The following is an 18,439-nucleotide window of genomic DNA, read 5'->3' as shown; positions in this document are numbered from 1 at the left end:
ACTTATTTTTTAATCAACGTATTTTCTATCTCCATATTTATAGGTATCTTATACTTTAGAGTTATTCCTAAATCTAAATCATAACTATCTCTTTTATCTATATCAAATATAAGCCCATGAATTGAATCACTATAATAACCTTCTATTGTACTATCCTTATCTATATAGCTTACACCCATATAAGCAATATCATCATTGTTCAAAACTTCAACTACTAGTCTATTATTTTTATATTTAACTTCTTTAATAGTTACTTTAGTTCCAAAATAATCTATCACTTTAGGATAATCATCATTTAATTCAATCTTTATTTTCTTATTAGCATCAACAAGAACTCCTTCAGCTTTTAAGTTTAATGTTTTGCTTTTATCATAATAAACTGATGGAACTATACTCTGTTTATATCCATTCTTATGTGCCATTCCAGCTAATGCTATATTTTCTTTATATAATTCGCCATCATGAGATATTATCTTGAAATTATATATACCTTGAATATTTCCTATACCTTTTACTTTTCCACTAGTATATAAGTACATCATAGTTGGAGACGCTTCTATTTTTTCTATATTGAAATTTAGATTTTTTTCTTTTATAGATTTATTTATTTCTATGTTTTCACTTATTTTCATTTCCTTCGGTATTTCTATAGTCATTTTTGATTTTCCTAATATCTCATCTTTAGTATTATTATGCTTCACTAGTTTCAGTTCAACTTCTAACTCATTTTTATTTTTTATTATTTTAGCTACGCCATCCCCAACTATTAAAACATTTGCCTTTAATTTTTTGTCCTCTTTATAAAAAACTCCATTGTTTATTGTTATTTCATCACTTTCAAGTCCTTCAACATACATACTACTTCTACCCGGCATATTCTCTACATCATTTTCTATTATTGCATCAAAACTAATTCTTAGATTATCTATATACATATTTTCAATTCTTATATTATAGTCACCTATTTTTATATTTTGTTTTTTCGAACCAACATAGCCAAAGTTCACTGCATTTTCTACACCAATATCTCCAAATATATATTTAAATACTGTATCTCCAAATGTCTTAAAAGAGGGAACTACACTATATGAAACGCTTATTATTAAAAGAGATGCCACTAATACAGATATCCATTTTTTATATTTCTCCTTAGGCTTCAACTCTTTCAACTTCACATTTAATTTTTCATCAAGTTCATAAGGAACGTTTATATTTTCACCATCAAAATCTTCTAATAATTTTTCTATTTCTTTATCATCAATTTTCATACTATCTCACCTCCAGCTCTTTTTTCATATCTTTAAGTGCGCTATACATTTTTCCTTTCACCGTTCCTATAGGCACATCCAAAATTGTTGCTATTTCTTCTAACTTATAACCCATATAATATTTAAGCTTTATCATTTCTCTAGTTTGAGGTTCCACTCTTTGCAAACATATTTCCAAGTCTAGCTTAGACTCTTTATCCTCGTTATTTATTTCTCTTCTTTCTTCTATTTCATCAAAAAAAATAACTTTACTATTTTTAGCAATAATATTTTTTGCTTCATTTATTACAATTTTTAAAAACCATGTTTTAAAATATTGTGATTCTTTTAGATTAGTAATATTTTTTAACCCCTTTTCCACTGCTTGTAAATATGCATCCATACTATCGTGCTCATTTTTTAATATTGTATATGCTAATTTATACCCTTCCTCTTTTAAGCCGTGTACTAAAATACTATAGGCATTAAAGTTTCCTCTAATTGCTTTTTTGACTAGTTTTTCATCCATACTATGCCTCCCTTCACATATTAGACTGATAAAAACAATAAAAAGTTATAAATTTTTCTATTTTATTTTACACTACTTATAGAAACTTAAAAATAGATATAAAAAAGACACTATTTATTTATAAAATAGTGTCTTTTTTATGCAGATATCTGTTAATTCTAAATTCTATATAGCTCTTCTTAGCTCAGTTATATTCATAGTTTGAACCATTTCCTTCATAATAGCTTTATCTCTCATAAAACTATTATAAACTTCATAAGAAGTCTTTTGGTCTCCGTAAATTCTCCAGTTACGTATTTCTACTAATTCATTTTTGCCGTATCCCATAAACCCTAATACATCTTTAAGTGGATATCCTAAAAATACTCCTATTTCATGTGGAAATTCTTCAGATTGAAGTCTAAACACTAGCTCATCCATATACTCATCTAATCTATATTCAGATGAGTACCCAACAAACTTCAAGAAATTTATACATCTTTTGTTTTCTAATACTTTCTCCATAGATTTTTCATTAATGAATAAAACCCTTTTTCCTCCATCGTGTGTAGTAATTATTCTATATGTAACTCTAGAACAATGACTGAAAAAAGATTCTATTTGAGCAAGCTTTGCTTTTTTCTCTTCACTATCGCCTGGTACATTTATAATTTCTGATGGCTTTGATCCCAAAATTACAGCACCTATCATTTCTAGTATTCTTTTTATATATATTGAATTTGATTTATTTTCACAACAATTTTTATTACAATTTAAATTCATAACACAGCCCCCTCTATCGATAATGATTATCACAATTATATGATATCACAATTGATAATTGTTATCAATAAGAAATATGTTAAATTAATATTGTTCACCTAAAGTTATACTGCCTCCCATTTGTCCCGTTCCTAAGAATAAACTAGTTTCACTTGTTCTAAACTTGAAAAAGCTAACATCATAGTCTATTATTATTCTATTTAGATTATAATAATCTTTATCTATTTTAATACCCTTTGGAATTTTAAAAATAATTTCTTCTTCTTTTCCAGGGTCTATACCCATAACTTTATTATCATCCCATGCACCTTTTTCATGCCCTCTTATATAAAATTCACCTAAATTTCCCGCTATATCTCCATAGTTATAATCAAAACTTAGCTTCATTTCTCCTAAGTTAGCTATATTTTTTGAATTATTTTTTACTATAACACTTACAACATGATTATATTTTTCTTCCTTATAATCTTTATATGTTATTTTAATACTATCATCTAATTGATCGAGATAATTAGTACTATTTGATAGCATAGTAAAAGATCCAAGTAATAATATTAGTGGTATACATATTATTAAACTAACTTTTATAAACTTTTTATTCATTTTTATATCCCCCACTTAACTTGCTATTTCTTTTTTTATATATATTTTATTTGAAATACTCATTGAAATTAAATATAAAAACATAGATACCCCAGTCTTTATAATTAAACTATTATCTTTTAAAACTGATACTTTTTCTGTAACATCAGACTCAACGCTATTTCCCATAAAGCTAAACATACTTACAATTATTATTACTGCAATAATTAAATTTATTAATACATAAGATTTTCTATAGCCGTACTTAAACATTATTGGAAATAAAATTGAGATTAAGAAAAGAATCATACTTAAAATAGATAGTGCTGAATCTATACTAAAATTATTAAATCCCCACATATAGCTCATAATTTTTGAATAGAAAAATGTGAGTACGAAAGAAATTATAATTACTATTGTAGAAAGTATATATTTGCTATAAACTATATCTTCTTTTTCTATAGGCAAACTATTGAAGAAATAATCGCATTTATTAAGTTCATCTAGATAAAAACTTCTAAGTATAAATATATAACTTATAAAAAGTGGTATCATTATTGATGCTATAGGAAACAAAATAAACGAAAATATAAGTATACCTACCGTAAGCTTTACTATTGTTTTTATATCTGCTTTAAAGCAAGCAATTAGATCTTTTTTTAGTAAGTTAATCATTTCCTAACTCCTTTCCATAATAGTAAATAATATCTTCTAAACTTGCATTTTGAATATTCTCATCATCCACGACTAATTTATTATCCACAATTAAACCTTCACTATAATAAGGTGTGTCTTTTCTATTTATAAGAACACTATCTAGTCTATCTAATTCTTCTTTGCTACCTTTAATTATTTTATAACCTTCATTTATAGTATCCTTGTCTTGACTAAATACTATTTCTCCATTATTTATAAAAGTTATGTAATCTGCTGCTCTACTTAGGTCTTGAGTAATATGAGTTGAAATAATAACACTCTTATCTCCATTCTCCAACTCTTCCTGAAGTATCTCTATTATTTCTTTTCTAAAAATGGGATCAAGTCCTGATGTTGGTTCATCTAATATCAATAACTTCGCATCATGAGAAATAGCATTAGCCAACATAAGTTTTATATTTTGACCTTTAGATAAATTTTTTATTTTCGTATTTTTATCTATTTTGAATCTTAATAAGTAATTATCAAACTTATCACTATCAAACTTTGAATAAAAAGATGACACAACATTTTTAAAGTCTTTAACTTTTAGATTTTCATAAAAATATAAATTATCATAAACAAAGCCTATATTTTCTTTAAACTCCTTAGAATTTTCTGATATATCCTTTCCTTGAAAATAAATTTTCCCCTCGTCAGCTTGTAATAAACTCATTATTAATTTAATCAAAGTTGTTTTTCCTGATCCATTTGGACCTATAATACCCATGATAAATCCCTCTTCTAAATGAAAAGATATATTTTTTAACTCAAAGTTATCAAATTTCTTACTTACATTTTCTAACCTTAACATTTTACTCCCCCTCATAAAGACTTTCTAAAATTTCAATTAAATCATCCTTTGATAGCCCTAAACTATTGGATAAATTTATAGCTTCTTCTAATTTGTCTTCTATTTCTCTCATTTTAGCTTCATATACTAGTTCCTTATTAAAGTGAGACACAAAACAACCCTTACCTGGTACTGTGTTAATTAAACCCTGTTTTTCTAATTCTTCATAAGATCTTTTAGTAGTTATAAAACTAATACCTAAGTCTTTTGCCAATGATCTCATAGAAGGCAACATCTGATTTTCTTCTATTTTGCCACTTAATATTTGCTCTTTTATTTGATTTACGATTTGCAAATATATTGGCAAGTCTGAATTACTTGAAATAATTACTTTCATAATCCCTCCTTTTATCTGCGTTTAATAAATTTATTCTTTATATTTTTTATAGCTATAAATACCCCCTGAAAGATAAATATTAAAATAATTGGAACAAACATTACTAAAATAATATTAATTAGTTTAAATGAACGTTCTGATAAACCAAACATGAATACTCCCCTTTATATAAATTGTATTAACTGTATAATTATATATTATACAGTTAATACAATTATGTATATATGAAAAATATATTTATATATAAAAAAGACTTATATCCATTTGATTAGATATAAGTCTTTTTATTATTTTATATTAAAGAATCTTTTCGCATTTTCTTTAGTTGATTCACAAACTGTTTCATAAGAAACACCTTTTTCAATAGCTATTGTATCAGCTACAAACTGTACTAATGAAGGGTCATTTCTCTTACCTCTATGTGGTGTTGGTGCCATATATGGTGAGTCAGTTTCTATAAATAATCTATCTAAAGGAATTTCTCTTGCTACTTCTTTAGTCTTTTTATTGTTTTTAAAAGTGACTGTTCCAGATAAAGATATATAACAACCCATCTTCATATATTCTCTAGCTAATTCTACGTTTCCGCTATAACAATGTAATACACAACCTATCTCTGGACTTTTGTACTTTTTAATTATTTCAAAAGTATCTCCATGAGCATCTCTATCGTGAATTATTATAGGTAGCTTTAGTTGGTTAGCTAGTTCAATTTGTTTTATAAACCATTCTTTTTGAACTTCTCTTGGAGAATTATCATAGTAATAATCTAATCCTATTTCTCCTATTGCAACAACTTTTTTATTTTCTGTTGCTAATTTTCTAAGTGTATCAATAGCTGTTTCATCTAGTTCTCCCACATCGTGAGGGTGGACTCCAACTGCTGCATATATAAAATTGTATTTTTTAGCAAGCTCTATACTGCTAATAGATGTTGATATACACGCCCCTGGATTAACTACTAAATCTACACCTTTTTCTTGAAGAGAAGAGATTAACTCTTCTCTGTCTTCATCAAATCTCTCATCATTTAAGTGAGCATGTGAGTCAAATAACATAGTTACATCTCCTTACCTAACTTCACTACCATCATTTGCTCCAGTTGCAACTGGAACTATTAAATCGTCTCCGTCATTTCCTGCAGCTAATATCATACCTTGAGATTCAACACCTCTTAATTTAACTGGTTTTAAGTTACAAACTACTATAACTTCTTTTCCAACCATTTCTTCCGGCTTATACCATTTAGCTATTCCTGATACTATTTGTCTAGTTTCTGGTCCTAATTTAACTTGAGAAACTAAAAGTCTGTCAGCTTTAGGATGTTTTTCACAAGATAATATTTTACCAACTCTTAATTCTACTTTGTCTAATTCTTCTATTCCTATAAATTCTTTGTGCTCTAATGGAGCTACTTCTTCTACTGTTTCTGTTTTTTCTGCAAATAATTCTTCCAATTCTGCTACCTCTTTCTCAATGTCTAGTCTTGGGAATAAAGATTCTCCTTTGTGTATTCTTGTTCCTGGTTTAATTAAACCAAATGTATTAGTACTTTCCCAATTTGTTAATTCTTCTTGCCCTGCTATTCCTATTTGGTCATATATTTTGTTAGCAGTTGTTTTCATTATAGGGTTTATTAATGTAGCTATTATTCTTATAGATTCACATAAGTTGTATAATACTGCATCTAATTTACCTTTGTTAGCTTCGTCTTTCGCTAAAGCCCATGGCATAGTTTCGTCAATGTATTTGTTAGTTCTTCTTACTAACTTCCATGCACCTTCTAATGCTTCATGGAACTGCATTTTGTTCATTTGAGTTTCAAATATTTCTCTTGATAATTTAGCTTGCTCTTTTAAGCTTGCATCAAATTCAGTTTCTTCTACAGCTTCTGGTATTATGCCATCGTTGTATTTTTCCACCATTGATACGGTTCTACTAACTAAGTTTCCTAAATCATTAGCAAGATCTGTATTTATTCTTGTTACAAAGTTTCTATGAGTGTAGCTTCCGTCTTGTCCGAAAGCAAATTCTCTAAGCAAGAAATATTTAAGTGTATCTATTCCGTATCTTTCGATCATTGGCTCTGGATAAACTATATTTCCTTTTGATTTACTCATTTTATCATTACCGAATAATATCCATCCATGACCATATACTTGCTGTGGCACTGGTAAATCTAGTGCCATTAATAATGCTGGCCATATTATTGTATGGAATCTCATGATTTCTTTACCAACAACTTGGATATTTGCCGGCCAGTATTTTTTCATTTCAGAGTCATTTTCTGATAAATATCCTAATGCTGTTATGTAGTTACATAAAGCATCTACCCAAACATATATTACGTGTTTCTCATCAAAAGGAACTTTTATACCCCAGTCAAATGTAGTTCTAGTTACACATAAATCCTCAAGACCTTTGTCTAAGAAGTTAGCAACCATTTCATTTTTTCTTGACTCTGGGAAACAGAAGTTAGGATTTTGGAATAATTCTCTTAATCTATCTTCGTATTTAGATAATTTAAAGAAGTAAGCTTCTTCTTTAGCTAAATATGTTTCTCTACCACAGTCTGGGCATTTATCTCCTTCTAATAATTGAGATTCCGTCCAGAAACTTTCACATGGAGTACAGTATCTTCCTTCATATTCACCTTTATATATATCACCTTGCTCATATAATTTAGTGAATATCTTTTGTATTATAACCTTATGTCTGTCTTCTGTAGTTCTTATAAAATCATCATAAGATATGTCCATAGTCTTCCATAAATCTTTTATTCCAGCTATCATTCCATCTAAGTATTCTATTTCACTTACACCTTGTTCTATAGCTTTCTTTTGAATTTTTTCACCGTGCTCGTCTGTTCCTGTTAAGAATTTTACATCATAACCACAAAATCTTTTAAATCTAGCCATAGCATCAGTTGCCACAGTAGTATAAGTATGGCCTATGTGTAATCTACCACTTGGATAGTATATAGGCGTAGTTATATAAAATGTTGGTTTAGTCATTTTTGTTTCCTCCTCTTGTGCATTATTTTTATAAATAAAAAACTCGCCACTATGGAGTCCATAGGGGCGAGATTATTCGCGGTACCACCCTAATTTATTTATCATGAAAATTTCACGTTGCTTAAAAACACTATTTTCACAATAGATATCTTAGTAGACTGTAACATGTCTAAATGTTTTATCCTAAATTATTTCGGATAAAAAGCTCCAAGGCCATCTTCAGTAATTCTTTTAGCACTAGCTTCCACCTAACCTAGCTCTCTGTAGAAAAAATTCTTACTTACTCTTCTCTTCTCAGCTTTTATTATATTTAATTTTTAAATATGTATTAAATATTATTCTCAAAATCAAAGTTTTGATACAAATATTAATTAATTCTTTTGGTCAACGGATTTATCCGAAGCGATATCAAATATATATCGTTGGACATATGAGCCCTGCAAATTTTTAATACTATGTTTTTAATTTTAGTAAATTTATAATTTATTGTCAACAATTATCCTCTATGTAAGGAAAAAATAACAAATATAAACAGACGCTAGCACACCGGCTATATGACATAACAATGCACAAAACAAAGTATATCCTGTATCTTTTATTTTTAGACTTCCATAATAAATGGCCATCGTGTAAAAAATTGTTTCCGATGCTCCAACCATAGTAGATCCTATTTGTTCTGTAAGAGAATCAATTCCGACTCTTTGAATTAATTCTGCATATACTCCTAAGGCTCCACTTCCAGATAAAGGCTTTACGATTATAATCCCTATTAATTCCTTTGGTATATTTAATAGTTGGGCTACGGGTGAAAATATGTATTCCAAAACTTCTATTCCTCTTCCTGATTTAAAAATTCCAATAGCTAAAAATATTCCTATTATATAGGGCAATATGTTCCATGCAGTTTTTAATCCCTCTATAGCTCCATTTATAAAACTTTCATATATATCTATTTTTTGTTTCTTACCATAGATAACAATAAATAAAATTATTACAGGTATGGCTATATTAGAAAAATAATCTAACATCATCTATACCTCCTTTGTAATAATTTACAACCTACAACTCCAACTATTGTAGATATAATTGTTGCAAATAAAGTAGTTAAAATTATAGAATTAGGATTTGTGCTACCTGCATCTATTCTTATTTTTAACATAGTAAAAGGAATTAACTGTATGGATGAAATATTAATAACTAGAAACATTATCATATCAGGAGAGGCCTTTTTCTTATTTGGATTTAATGTTTGTAGTTCACTCATGGCTTTTAATCCAAAGGCCGTTGCTCCATTTCCTGCCCCCAACATATTTAACACCATGTTCATAATCATATAAGACATGGCTTTGTGATTTTTAGGAACAGTAGGAAATAATTTTTTCATTAAAGGGCTCATTTTATCCGCTATTTTATCTATCAACCCTGAGTCTTTTGCAATATTCATTACTCCCATCCAAAGTGCCATCACACTAGCCAATGTTATGGCAAATTCAATAGCCCTTGTGCCCTCATTTAGTATTGCTTGATTTGTCTCCGGTAAGTTGTTAAAACATATACTCCCAACTATACCTAGGACTATCATATAAAACCATAATTTATTAATATGAATCCCCCTCCTTTAAACCATTTTATGATGTATACTTAAAATAAATGATGTCTTATTTTATAATACTCTACATATACTTTATGCTTGAAAGTTGAGGTATATTATGTTTTAGTATAAGTATAAGGTTTTTTAATTTATTTAAATGTTTAAGGAGAAATACCATGAGAAATTTAACACTTCTTACTGATTTGTATCAATTAACTATGTTAAATGGATACTATGAGAAGAATATTCATGAAGACATAGTAGTATTTGATATGTTCTTCAGAAAGAACGCTTGTAATGGTGGGTATACTATTATTTGCGGTATAGAACAATTAGTAGAATACATAAATAATCTTCATTTTTCAGATGATGACTTAAAATACTTAAAAAGCCTAGGTTTATTTTCTGATAAATTCTTAGACTTTTTAAAAGATTTTAAATTTACTGGGGATATATATGCTGTAGAAGAAGGGACTATAATGTTCCCAAAAGAGCCTGTAATAACAGTTAAAGCACCTTTATATCAAGCTCAATTAATAGAAACTGCTTTACTTACAATAGTGAATTTCCAATCACTAATTGCTACTAAAGCTTCTAGAGTTTGTTATTCTGCTGCTGGCGATCCTGTTTTTGAGTTCGGTCTTAGACGTGCCCAAGGACCAGATGCAGGTACTTATGGAGCAAGGGCTGCCGTAATAGGAGGGTGTACTGGAACTGCTAATGTATTAGCCGGGAAAATGTTTGACATACCTGTTATTGGAACTCAAGCTCATAGCTGGGTTCAAAAATTTGACAATGAATTAGAATCTTTCCGTGCTTATGCGGATGTTTACCCAGACAAATGTTTATTATTGGTTGATACATATGATGTTCTAAAAAGCGGTGTTCCAAACGCTATAAAGGTGTTTGATGAACTAAAAGCTAAGGGTCACAAGCCAATGGGAATTAGAATAGATTCCGGGGATTTACAATACTTATCTGTTGAAGCAAAAAAATTATTTGAAGAAGCTGGTTATACTGATTTATCATATACTGCTTCCAATGATTTAGATGAGTATACTATTGCTAGTTTAAAATCAAGTGGTGCAGCAATAAACTCTTGGGGTGTTGGTACAAAATTAATTACATCGGCTGAATCTCCATCTTTAGGAGGAGTTTATAAACTAGCTGGTTCTTATGATGGTGATACACTAGTTCCTAAGATAAAAGTTTCTGAAGAGCCAGAAAAAATAAATAATCCAGGATTTAAAAAAGTAGTAAGGATATATAATGAAGACAATATGGCTGAGGCTGATTTAATCATGCTTCATGATGAAAAAATCGATACAAGCAAACCATTAACGATTTTTGACCCTACATATACTTGGAAGCGTAAAACCTTCCATAAATACACAATAAAAGAACTTCAAAAACCACTATTTAAAAATGGTGAGTGCAAATACGTTTCTAAAAGCGTTAATGAAGTTAAAAAATATGTTAATAATCAATTTAGTACTCTTTGGGATGCTTATAAAAGATTTTCTAATCCTAAAGAATATAAAGTTGATTTATCGGACAACCTTTGGACACTAAAATCTGACTTGCTAGATTCAAAAAAACGCTTATAATATACATATAATAATAAAAGGGGGGCCTATCAATGGATGTAACAGATTACAGAATCATAGAGATATTACAAAAAGATGGTAGAATTTCTATGAAAGATTTAGGTAAAATAGTAGGATTAACTTCTCCTGCTGTTTCAGAAAGAGTAAAGAGATTAGAAGAATCTGGTGTTATAGAAGGATATAAAGCTATAGTTAATCCAGATGCTTTAGGAAGAGTAATAAAAGCATTTATACATATATCGCTACCTAGCGATAAATATGTTGCATTTTTAGAAGCTGCAAGAAATGACCCTAGAATAGTTGAATGTCACCATGTTACTGGAGACGACTGTTCTCTTCTAAAAGTTATTGTAAAAGATATGTATGAACTAGAAAGTGTTATTGATGGTATTAAGACAATCGGTTCAACAAAAACATCCGTAATACTATCAACTCCAATACAATCAAAAGCAATTTTGTAAAAAAAATGTATCCTTTTAATATTAAAAGGATACATTTTTTTTATATTTATATAGATAAACAGTTAAAATATAATAAATATATGATTTTAAAATTTCTTCATCTTCTTTTGGATCTAGTAATCTTTTAGTTGAAGTAATATCTGCAAATCCTAATAACATTACTCCAATAACATCATCTTGTAATTTATTAAACATTTCTTCAAGGACTTCATGAGATGCATCATTTTTTTTATAAATAGTAAGAAGATACATATGGTATCTAGTATAGTTATAAAGTAATTCTATGGATTTTTTTGATAAATTAAGGTTTTTTCCTACTTTTATGGCAATATCTCCACTAAACTTTTCATGTCCTTTAAAATGTGTTCTTCCATTCTCATCTATAGTTTTTGCTTTTGATTTTCCTATATCATGTAAAAAAACACCTAGTTTTAACAAATCTAAAACCTTTATATCATCTTCTACTATTGTATTTAGATATTTCCATATATCTTCATTTAGGTGAGTTGGAAATTTGTTTCCTTCTATAAGTTTTTCAAATTCTTCCAATGCATAAATAGTATGACTAAAGCAATCTACCTTATGATACTTACACTGTCCTACTTCTTTCATACTACTAACTTCTGGTATTATATCTTCTAAAACTCCACTTTCATCTAGCTCCCATATTTTTTCGCAGGCATTATTACTTTTTATCCCATTAATTATCTTAAATTCGTTCTCCATAAAATCACCCCGTCTCTTCTTTATAAGTCTAGTACTTGCTTGTAAACAACATCCTTTTTTAGTTTTCTTTCTTTACAAACTACTTTTATAGCATCCTTTTTACTCATACCATCCTCTAAAAGAGATTCTACATATTCTCTTTCACTTAAGTTGCTATAATCATTGACTAAAGTCTTTTCGCCCTTAAATCCATCAACAATTAAAACAAATTCACCTTTAACGTCTTTTTCATTAAATATATTTATAACTGTTTCAATATCTTGTCTTATTACTTCTTGATACTTTTTAGTAAGCTCTCTATTTACTGATATTTCTCTATTTCCTAAAATTTTAAGCATGTCTTTTAAAGTATCTTTAAGTCTATGAGGCGATTCATAAAAAATCATAGTTCTTTCTTCTTCTTTTACTTCTTCCAATCTACTTCTTCTTATCTTCTTGTCTCTATCTAAGAAACCTTCAAAAGCAAATTTATGAGTATTCATTCCAGATCCAACTAATGCAACAACAAATGCTGTCGCTCCTGGTAATACATCTATTTCTATATTATGCTCTATTGCTAACTTAATTAAATCCTCTCCTGGGTCAGAAATTCCTGGCATTCCTGCATCACTTATCAATGCTATATTTTCACCTTCAAGTAATTTATTTATTAAATATATTCCTTTTGAATCTTTGTTGTGCTCAAAATAGCTTGTAAGCGGCTTTGATATTTCAAAATGATTTAATAGTTTTACACTATGTCTTGTATCTTCTGCTGCTATTAAATCAACTTCATTTAAAACTCTTAAAGTTCTATATGTTATATCTTCAAGATTTCCTATAGGTGTTGGACATATATATAATTTTCCACTCATTATTATTCTCCTATATTTTCATTTGCATATATTTCTTCTATTTCTTGTGTATAATTTCCATCTTCATCGTAAACATATAAAGGATCTAAAATTTTTAATTCTGGTCTACCATCCTTTGTAAACTCAACTAAAACTAAATTAGGTGCTTTATTTGCTCTTGGATGAACAAATTGTATTACTTTAGGTTCTAGATTATACTTTCTGCCCAAAGTTACTATATCAACAAGTCTTATAGGTCTGTGTATCATAAAGAACTTTCCTCTAGGCATTACAAGTCTTGAAGCTGATCTTATTACATCCTCTAAATCACAAAGTACCTCGTGTCTCGATATAGCCTTTTTGTCATTTGGATTTTGTATTCCATTCATATGCATATATGGTGGGTTAGAAGTTGCCACATGATATCCATGGACTTCTAATTGCTTGTCTATAGTTTTTATATCACCTTTTACTATTTCAACTCTGTCTTGTAAGTCATTTAATTTAACTGTTCTGTTGGCCATTTCCCATACTTCTTCCTGGATTTCCACACCAACTATTTTTTCAGCTTCACTTTTTCCAGCTATAAGCACTGGTATTATTCCTGTTCCTGTTCCTAAATCCACAACTTTTGCTCTCTTTTTTACTTTGGCAAAATTAGCTAAAAGAACTGCATCTATACCAAAACAAAATCCATTTATATCTTGTATAACTTTTAATCCTTTTAATTGCAAGTCATCTATTCTTTCAGTGTCCTTTATTTTTACTTCCATGTATTTCTCCTTTACAATAATAGTAGGGGAATTAAATAATCCCCCTATACTTTAGTCCTCTAATTTTTTAAGCTCTTTTAACGTAGCCATATCAATATCTAAATCTTTTCCTTTTCCACAACCTTCACATTTCTTAGGTGCTTGAAGTACTTTTATTTCTTCTTTCATGCATATTCTTATAGTTTTATCATTAAATTCTATCTTAGCTTGTTCTAATAAAGGATTTGTTTCTATAACTTTACCTTTATTCCCATCTACTTTTACTATAGATCCAACTGGTGGAACTTTTTCTATAGCTTCCACATAAACATCGTGCTCGTATTTTAAGCAACAGAAAAGCCTTCCGCATATTCCTGATATTTTAGTTGGATTCAATGATAAACTTTGATCTTTTGCCATTTTGATTGATACTGGTTGGAAATCTCCAAGCCATGAAGAACAACAAAGGCTTCTTCCGCAAGGCCCAAGTCCACCTATTGATTTTGCTTCATCTCTAACTCCAATTTGTCTAAGTTCTATTCTTGTCTTAAATATTGCAGCCAAATCTTTAACTAGTTCTCTAAAATCTATTCTTCCTTCTGCCGTGAAGTAGAAAATTAGTTTATTTCTATCAAAAGTATATTCACAATCTATCAAATACATTGTAAGCTCATGTTCTTTAATTTTTTGTAAGCATAATTCAAAAGTCTCTTTAGCTTTCTCTTTATTTTCTTTATATATCTTAGTATCTTCTTCTGTAGCAATTCTTATGATAGGTTTTAATGGTGAAACTAAACTTTCTTCATCTATTTCTTTCTTACCAACAACAACAGTTCCGTATTCCAATCCTCTTGCAGTCTCAACTACAACATCCATATCTTTTTCTATTGCAAAATCAACTGGATCAAAGTAGTATATTTTCCCTGCATTTTTAAATCTTACTCCTACAATATTTATCATTTAATCACCTCATATATATTTAAAGACATCACTTGTATACTTACATTAAAGTTACAATTACCTTTTATTTTTATTTTAGTATCTTCTATTATATCAATAATTTTAGATACCTGAGAATATGTAATTTTAGTGCTCATATTTTGTATAAATACTATTTTATCAGCATTTATTATCATATTTTTATCTACATGTTCTTTGCAAATCATTATATCTCTAAAATAATTAATCATCATATCAAGTACAGTTATGATTTCACTCTTATACTTTTCCATTTGACTAGGTATATCAAGAATTTCAACCATATTCTTACTTAATATTGTTTCTATATAATTTTGGACACTTTCTTTCATTTCATAAAAATCATTAGAGCTAGATAATTCTAAAGCTTTTTTCATACTCCCTCTAGAAAATGCTGATAAAAGATTTGCTCTGTTTTCTTCTACTCCTTGACTAATTAAATAGTTTTTTACTTCAACAAAAGGAATTGGTGTAAATTTTATTACTTCACATCTGGATCTTATAGTTGGTAACAAACTTTCTTTATTATTAGTAACAAGAATAATTATAGCATATTCAGGTGGTTCTTCTAATGTTTTTAACAATGCATTTTGAGCCTCTACAGTCATTTTTTCAGCTTTATCTATTATATAGATTTTGTATTTCTTATGTGGCTTAATAACAATGTCTGATTGTAAATTTCTTATTTGAGCTATTTTTATACTATTACCATCAGGTTTTACTCTTATACAGTCTGGGGCATTTTCAAGATGAGTAGTTTCAAGAAGTATTTCTGCTAATTCATTAGCAAAAGTTTCTTTTCCTATTCCCTCTATACCTTCAAACATATATGCATGATTTATTTTGCCCTTTTTTATAGAGTTATTCATATATTTTTTAGCAAACTCTTGTCCTTTTATATTTTCAAAATACATATCTATTTTCTCCACAGAGTAATTTTTTATTTTTGTAGTAATTATCTTATATTATAACAAATAATCAACTTATTTCTATATTTATTCTAGACACTTTTTGTCATTTATATAAAAAACAATTAATTTATAATTTTACTAATAAAAAAAGAGATATTATTATATCCCTTTCTATTAATTATTGCATCAAATTTAAGATATCTTTTTTTATATCATTAATACAATTTTCTAAGTTTTCATTTATATAGAATTTATTAATACCTAGGTTTGATAAATTTTCTGTACTAAAATCTTTATTATCTGCTAAAAATCTTCTGCATAACTCATCATAATTAGGCTTATCCTGCTTTCTTTCTCTCTCTAATGCTCTTTCCAATCTAATTCCATCTTCTATATCAATATAAAACGGATATACCTTCTCATATCCAAAGTAATCTCTTAAGCTCTTATAAGCCTCTAATGTTGTTATTAATAAATAGTTGTTTTTGTTTAAATCTACCTGTCCATCATTTATAGTTCCATAAAACCAATCACCATGTACTGTATGATATACTCTTTTTTCTATTACTTTATTTTCTTTTTCAAATTTATTTAGTTCATCTGTATTAATAAAGAAATATTCTACACCATTAGTCTCATTTATACGCTTAGGTCTTGTTGTATAAGATATAATTGGTTTTAAATCTAAATCTTTATCATCATTTATTTCTTTAAATATTGTATCTTTACCTGAACTACTTTTTCCAATTAAACAAAAAATTTTGCCCATGTTTTCCTCCCGTTCTTTCAATAGCTAAAAATAGTTTTAATTTATGTCAATAACATCAATATATTCTAAATTAACATCTTTAATGCCACTTACTATCATACCACTTTTAACCCCCTTCTGAATATAAGTAATAATTTCTTGCGTTATTATTTCTCCTGGTGAAATTAAACTTATTCCTGGTGGATATGGTATTATATATTCCCCGCTTATTTTTCCAACAGCATCTTCTAACTTTATGCTTTTTTTATCACTATAAAATGCTTGTCTTGGATTTAGAACTTTCTCAGGAATACTTTCTGGATAATTTGTATCATCCAATAATTTCTTATCATTTATATTTAAAATCAAATCATCCAATGCTCTTTTTAACCTAACAAAATCTTCTTTATCGTTACCAATAGTGCATATTAATAAAACCCCATAATAGTTTGATAATTCAACTTGAATTTTATATTTTTTTCTTAATATACTATCTAGCTCATACCCTGTAATACCTAATTTCTTTAAAGATATAAAAATTTTTGTTTTATCCATATTATTATCAATTATAATATTTTCATTATTTTCAAATTTACTTTTAAAATTATCTATGTTACTAAGTAAATCTTCCATTAACTTTATTCCATATTTATCATATATATCTACTGCTAATTCAAGAGAAGTTAAAAGTACGTATGAAGGACTTGAAGATTCTAGAAATCTTAATATATCCTCTATTTTATTTCTATCAACTCTGTTTCCTTTTATATGTATCATAGAAGATTGTGTAAATGATGGTAAGGTCTTATGGGTACTCTGAATTATTATATCTGCCCCTTCTTCTATTGCTGATTTAGGTAGATTATCGCTTAATTGTAAATGAGATCCATGCGCTTCATCAATAATTACAATTATATTTTTGCTATGAGCATAATCGCATACTGATTTTAAATCAAAGGTTTTTCCATAATAAGTAGGATAAGTAAGAACTAAGGCTTTTGCATCCAGATTGTTATCTATTACTAACTTTGTATTTTCTAAATCTACACCCATTATTATATTTGTTTTCTTACACACCTTAGACTCTATATATACTGGCTCTATATCTCCTAATATACATGCATTTATAACTGATTGATGACAATTTCGATTTACAATTATTTTTGATTTATCACTACATACCGCCATAATAGATGCTTCTATACCACAAGTAGTTCCATTAACTAAATAAATTGTTTTATCACTATTAAAAATTCTTGCTGCTCTATCTTGAGATTCTTTTATAATTTCTTTTGCATTATGTAAATTATCTGTTCCATCTATCTCAGTTGTATCTAAAGTATATATTTTTTCTAAAATATTTTTATATCCTAGTTTTTGAAAAATTTTACCCATTTTATGGCCTGGTACATGAAAAGATGTCAAATTATCATCTTTTAACTCTTTTAATTTATTCAAAATATAATTTTCCATGAATTCTCCTTTTTGCATACTTTTCAAATTTATCTATAAAAATAAGACCGATGGATTATTGATCAAAATCCTCGGTCTCATTTATATCTTCCAATAAAAAAGATTACGTGGCTACGTGCTACTCTCCCAGGGGGTCGCCCCCCAAGTACCATCGCCGCTCAAGAGCTTAACTTCTGTGTTCGGAATGGGAACAGGTGTATCCTCTTTGCTATAATAACCACATAATCTTTATATAAAGTATTAACTTTTATTAGTACTTTCAAAACTGCTAACATTTAATGTTTTCATTAACTATTTTTAGCAACTGAAATCTTCCTTATAATTATATAATCAAAGATT

General features: G+C 28.2%; 20 protein-coding genes, 1 rRNA gene and 1 other annotated feature. Of the genes, 2 read left to right on the top strand and 19 right to left on the bottom strand.

Translation table 11 applies throughout. The features are described from left to right. Positions 1–2: 2 nt before the first annotated feature. The 11 genes from TEGL_RS00960 to TEGL_RS00910 all read right to left on the bottom strand — a co-directional run bounded on the left by TEGL_RS00960 (position 3) and on the right by TEGL_RS00910 (position 9,602). Positions 3–1,268, bottom strand: a complete 1,266-nt coding sequence (locus tag TEGL_RS00960; protein WP_018591981.1) for a hypothetical protein — start codon at positions 1,266–1,268, stop codon at positions 3–5. A 1-nt stretch (position 1,269) separates the two neighbouring features. After that, entirely contained in the window at positions 1,270–1,776 is a 507-nt protein-coding gene (locus TEGL_RS00955; protein WP_018591982.1) for a sigma-70 family RNA polymerase sigma factor, read from the bottom strand. Between the two features lie 165 nt (positions 1,777–1,941). Further along, positions 1,942–2,538, bottom strand: a complete 597-nt coding sequence (locus tag TEGL_RS00950; protein ID WP_018591983.1) for a DUF3793 family protein — start codon at positions 2,536–2,538, stop codon at positions 1,942–1,944. 84 nt (positions 2,539–2,622) lie between these two features. Continuing rightward, positions 2,623–3,141, bottom strand: a complete 519-nt coding sequence (locus TEGL_RS00945) for a hypothetical protein (RefSeq protein WP_018591984.1) — start codon at positions 3,139–3,141, stop codon at positions 2,623–2,625. A gap of 15 nt (positions 3,142–3,156) precedes the next feature. Further along, positions 3,157–3,795: an ABC-2 transporter permease gene (locus tag TEGL_RS00940; RefSeq protein ID WP_018591985.1), complete on the bottom strand. Its 639-nt coding sequence runs from the start codon at positions 3,793–3,795 to the stop codon at positions 3,157–3,159. Then, positions 3,788–4,630 carry an ABC transporter ATP-binding protein gene (locus TEGL_RS00935; RefSeq protein WP_018591986.1) on the bottom strand — a complete coding sequence of 281 codons (843 nt, stop codon included), beginning with the start codon at positions 4,628–4,630 and terminating at the stop codon, positions 3,788–3,790. The genes TEGL_RS00940 and TEGL_RS00935 overlap by 8 nt, the downstream gene beginning before the upstream one ends. A gap of 1 nt (position 4,631) precedes the next feature. Further along, positions 4,632–5,006: a GntR family transcriptional regulator gene (locus tag TEGL_RS00930; protein ID WP_018591987.1), complete on the bottom strand. Its 375-nt coding sequence runs from the start codon at positions 5,004–5,006 to the stop codon at positions 4,632–4,634. A 287-nt stretch (positions 5,007–5,293) separates the two neighbouring features. Further along, entirely contained in the window at positions 5,294–6,064 is a 771-nt protein-coding gene (locus TEGL_RS00925) for a TatD family hydrolase (protein WP_018591989.1), read from the bottom strand. A gap of 12 nt (positions 6,065–6,076) precedes the next feature. Next, positions 6,077–8,056 carry a methionine--tRNA ligase gene (metG, locus tag TEGL_RS00920; protein ID WP_278244921.1) on the bottom strand — a complete coding sequence of 660 codons (1,980 nt, stop codon included), beginning with the start codon at positions 8,054–8,056 and terminating at the stop codon, positions 6,077–6,079. Positions 8,057–8,079: 23 nt separating this feature from the next. Beyond that, positions 8,080–8,325: a binding site (T-box leader), on the bottom strand. Between the two features lie 198 nt (positions 8,326–8,523). Continuing rightward, complete coding sequence (locus TEGL_RS00915) at positions 8,524–9,051, bottom strand: spore maturation protein (protein WP_242827339.1); 528 nt, start codon at positions 9,049–9,051, stop codon at positions 8,524–8,526. After that, complete coding sequence (locus TEGL_RS00910; protein ID WP_018591992.1) at positions 9,048–9,602, bottom strand: nucleoside recognition domain-containing protein; 555 nt, start codon at positions 9,600–9,602, stop codon at positions 9,048–9,050. The genes TEGL_RS00915 and TEGL_RS00910 overlap by 4 nt, the downstream gene beginning before the upstream one ends. Positions 9,603–9,787: 185 nt before the next feature. On the opposite strand from TEGL_RS00910, the gene TEGL_RS00905 reads away from it, so the two are divergent. Both TEGL_RS00905 and TEGL_RS00900 read left to right on the top strand, forming a co-directional pair. Further along, complete coding sequence (locus TEGL_RS00905; RefSeq protein ID WP_018591993.1) at positions 9,788–11,218, top strand: nicotinate phosphoribosyltransferase; 1,431 nt, start codon at positions 9,788–9,790, stop codon at positions 11,216–11,218. Between the two features lie 32 nt (positions 11,219–11,250). Further along, positions 11,251–11,679 carry an Lrp/AsnC family transcriptional regulator gene (locus TEGL_RS00900; RefSeq protein ID WP_018591994.1) on the top strand — a complete coding sequence of 143 codons (429 nt, stop codon included), beginning with the start codon at positions 11,251–11,253 and terminating at the stop codon, positions 11,677–11,679. Positions 11,680–11,700: 21 nt separating this feature from the next. On the opposite strand, the gene TEGL_RS00895 is transcribed toward TEGL_RS00900, so the two are convergent. From TEGL_RS00895 to rrf, 8 genes are all read right to left on the bottom strand, one after another. Beyond that, the gene (locus TEGL_RS00895) at positions 11,701–12,405 is read right to left on the bottom strand and encodes an HD domain-containing protein (RefSeq protein WP_018591995.1); all 705 of its coding nucleotides are present in this window, start codon (positions 12,403–12,405) and stop codon (positions 11,701–11,703) included. Positions 12,406–12,425: 20 nt separating this feature from the next. Continuing rightward, positions 12,426–13,259, bottom strand: coding sequence for a 16S rRNA (cytidine(1402)-2'-O)-methyltransferase (gene rsmI, locus TEGL_RS00890; protein ID WP_018591996.1), 834 nt, complete (start codon positions 13,257–13,259; stop codon positions 12,426–12,428). Between the two features lie 2 nt (positions 13,260–13,261). After that, positions 13,262–14,011 carry a tRNA1(Val) (adenine(37)-N6)-methyltransferase gene (locus TEGL_RS00885; RefSeq protein ID WP_018591997.1) on the bottom strand — a complete coding sequence of 250 codons (750 nt, stop codon included), beginning with the start codon at positions 14,009–14,011 and terminating at the stop codon, positions 13,262–13,264. 51 nt (positions 14,012–14,062) lie between these two features. After that, entirely contained in the window at positions 14,063–14,950 is an 888-nt protein-coding gene (locus tag TEGL_RS00880) for a PSP1 domain-containing protein (protein WP_018591998.1), read from the bottom strand. After that, the gene (locus TEGL_RS00875) at positions 14,947–15,882 is read right to left on the bottom strand and encodes an ATP-binding protein (RefSeq protein WP_018591999.1); all 936 of its coding nucleotides are present in this window, start codon (positions 15,880–15,882) and stop codon (positions 14,947–14,949) included. Before TEGL_RS00875 ends, TEGL_RS00880 begins: the two co-directional genes overlap by 4 nt. 175 nt (positions 15,883–16,057) lie before the next feature. After that, positions 16,058–16,648: a guanylate kinase gene (locus TEGL_RS00870; RefSeq protein ID WP_018592000.1), complete on the bottom strand. Its 591-nt coding sequence runs from the start codon at positions 16,646–16,648 to the stop codon at positions 16,058–16,060. A gap of 36 nt (positions 16,649–16,684) precedes the next feature. Further along, entirely contained in the window at positions 16,685–18,100 is a 1,416-nt protein-coding gene (locus tag TEGL_RS00865) for an aminotransferase class I/II-fold pyridoxal phosphate-dependent enzyme (RefSeq protein WP_018592001.1), read from the bottom strand. A gap of 105 nt (positions 18,101–18,205) precedes the next feature. Further along, positions 18,206–18,322: ribosomal RNA gene (rrf, locus tag TEGL_RS00860) — 5S ribosomal RNA — on the bottom strand. Positions 18,323–18,439 lie beyond the last annotated feature (117 nt).

It is taken from the genome of Terrisporobacter glycolicus ATCC 14880 = DSM 1288 (genome assembly GCF_036812735.1).
GTDB lineage: Bacteria > Bacillota > Clostridia > Peptostreptococcales > Peptostreptococcaceae > Terrisporobacter > Terrisporobacter glycolicus.
This window is presented reverse-complemented; position numbering and strand designations above follow the sequence as displayed.

Excerpts from the sequence above, each read along its gene's own strand:
- TEGL_RS00960 (WP_018591981.1), bottom strand. The coding sequence starts at position 1,268 with ATGAAAATTGATGATAAAGAAATAGAAAAATTATTAGAAGATTTTGAT.
- TEGL_RS00955 (WP_018591982.1), bottom strand. The coding sequence starts at position 1,776 with ATGGATGAAAAACTAGTCAAAAAAGCAATTAGAGGAAACTTTAATGCC.
- TEGL_RS00950 (WP_018591983.1), bottom strand. The coding sequence starts at position 2,538 with ATGAATTTAAATTGTAATAAAAATTGTTGTGAAAATAAATCAAATTCA.
- TEGL_RS00945 (WP_018591984.1), bottom strand. The coding sequence starts at position 3,141 with ATGAATAAAAAGTTTATAAAAGTTAGTTTAATAATATGTATACCACTA.
- TEGL_RS00940 (WP_018591985.1), bottom strand. The coding sequence starts at position 3,795 with ATGATTAACTTACTAAAAAAAGATCTAATTGCTTGCTTTAAAGCAGAT.
- TEGL_RS00935 (WP_018591986.1), bottom strand. The coding sequence starts at position 4,630 with ATGTTAAGGTTAGAAAATGTAAGTAAGAAATTTGATAACTTTGAGTTA.
- TEGL_RS00930 (WP_018591987.1), bottom strand. The coding sequence starts at position 5,006 with ATGAAAGTAATTATTTCAAGTAATTCAGACTTGCCAATATATTTGCAA.
- TEGL_RS00925 (WP_018591989.1), bottom strand. The coding sequence starts at position 6,064 with ATGTTATTTGACTCACATGCTCACTTAAATGATGAGAGATTTGATGAA.
- TEGL_RS00915 (WP_242827339.1), bottom strand. The coding sequence starts at position 9,051 with ATGATGTTAGATTATTTTTCTAATATAGCCATACCTGTAATAATTTTA.
- TEGL_RS00910 (WP_018591992.1), bottom strand. The coding sequence starts at position 9,602 with ATGATAGTCCTAGGTATAGTTGGGAGTATATGTTTTAACAACTTACCG.
- TEGL_RS00905 (WP_018591993.1), top strand. The coding sequence starts at position 9,788 with ATGAGAAATTTAACACTTCTTACTGATTTGTATCAATTAACTATGTTA.
- TEGL_RS00900 (WP_018591994.1), top strand. The coding sequence starts at position 11,251 with ATGGATGTAACAGATTACAGAATCATAGAGATATTACAAAAAGATGGT.
- TEGL_RS00895 (WP_018591995.1), bottom strand. The coding sequence starts at position 12,405 with ATGGAGAACGAATTTAAGATAATTAATGGGATAAAAAGTAATAATGCC.
- rsmI (WP_018591996.1), bottom strand. The coding sequence starts at position 13,259 with ATGAGTGGAAAATTATATATATGTCCAACACCTATAGGAAATCTTGAA.
- TEGL_RS00885 (WP_018591997.1), bottom strand. The coding sequence starts at position 14,011 with ATGGAAGTAAAAATAAAGGACACTGAAAGAATAGATGACTTGCAATTA.
- TEGL_RS00880 (WP_018591998.1), bottom strand. The coding sequence starts at position 14,950 with ATGATAAATATTGTAGGAGTAAGATTTAAAAATGCAGGGAAAATATAC.
- TEGL_RS00875 (WP_018591999.1), bottom strand. The coding sequence starts at position 15,882 with ATGTATTTTGAAAATATAAAAGGACAAGAGTTTGCTAAAAAATATATG.
- TEGL_RS00870 (WP_018592000.1), bottom strand. The coding sequence starts at position 16,648 with ATGGGCAAAATTTTTTGTTTAATTGGAAAAAGTAGTTCAGGTAAAGAT.
- TEGL_RS00865 (WP_018592001.1), bottom strand. The coding sequence starts at position 18,100 with ATGGAAAATTATATTTTGAATAAATTAAAAGAGTTAAAAGATGATAAT.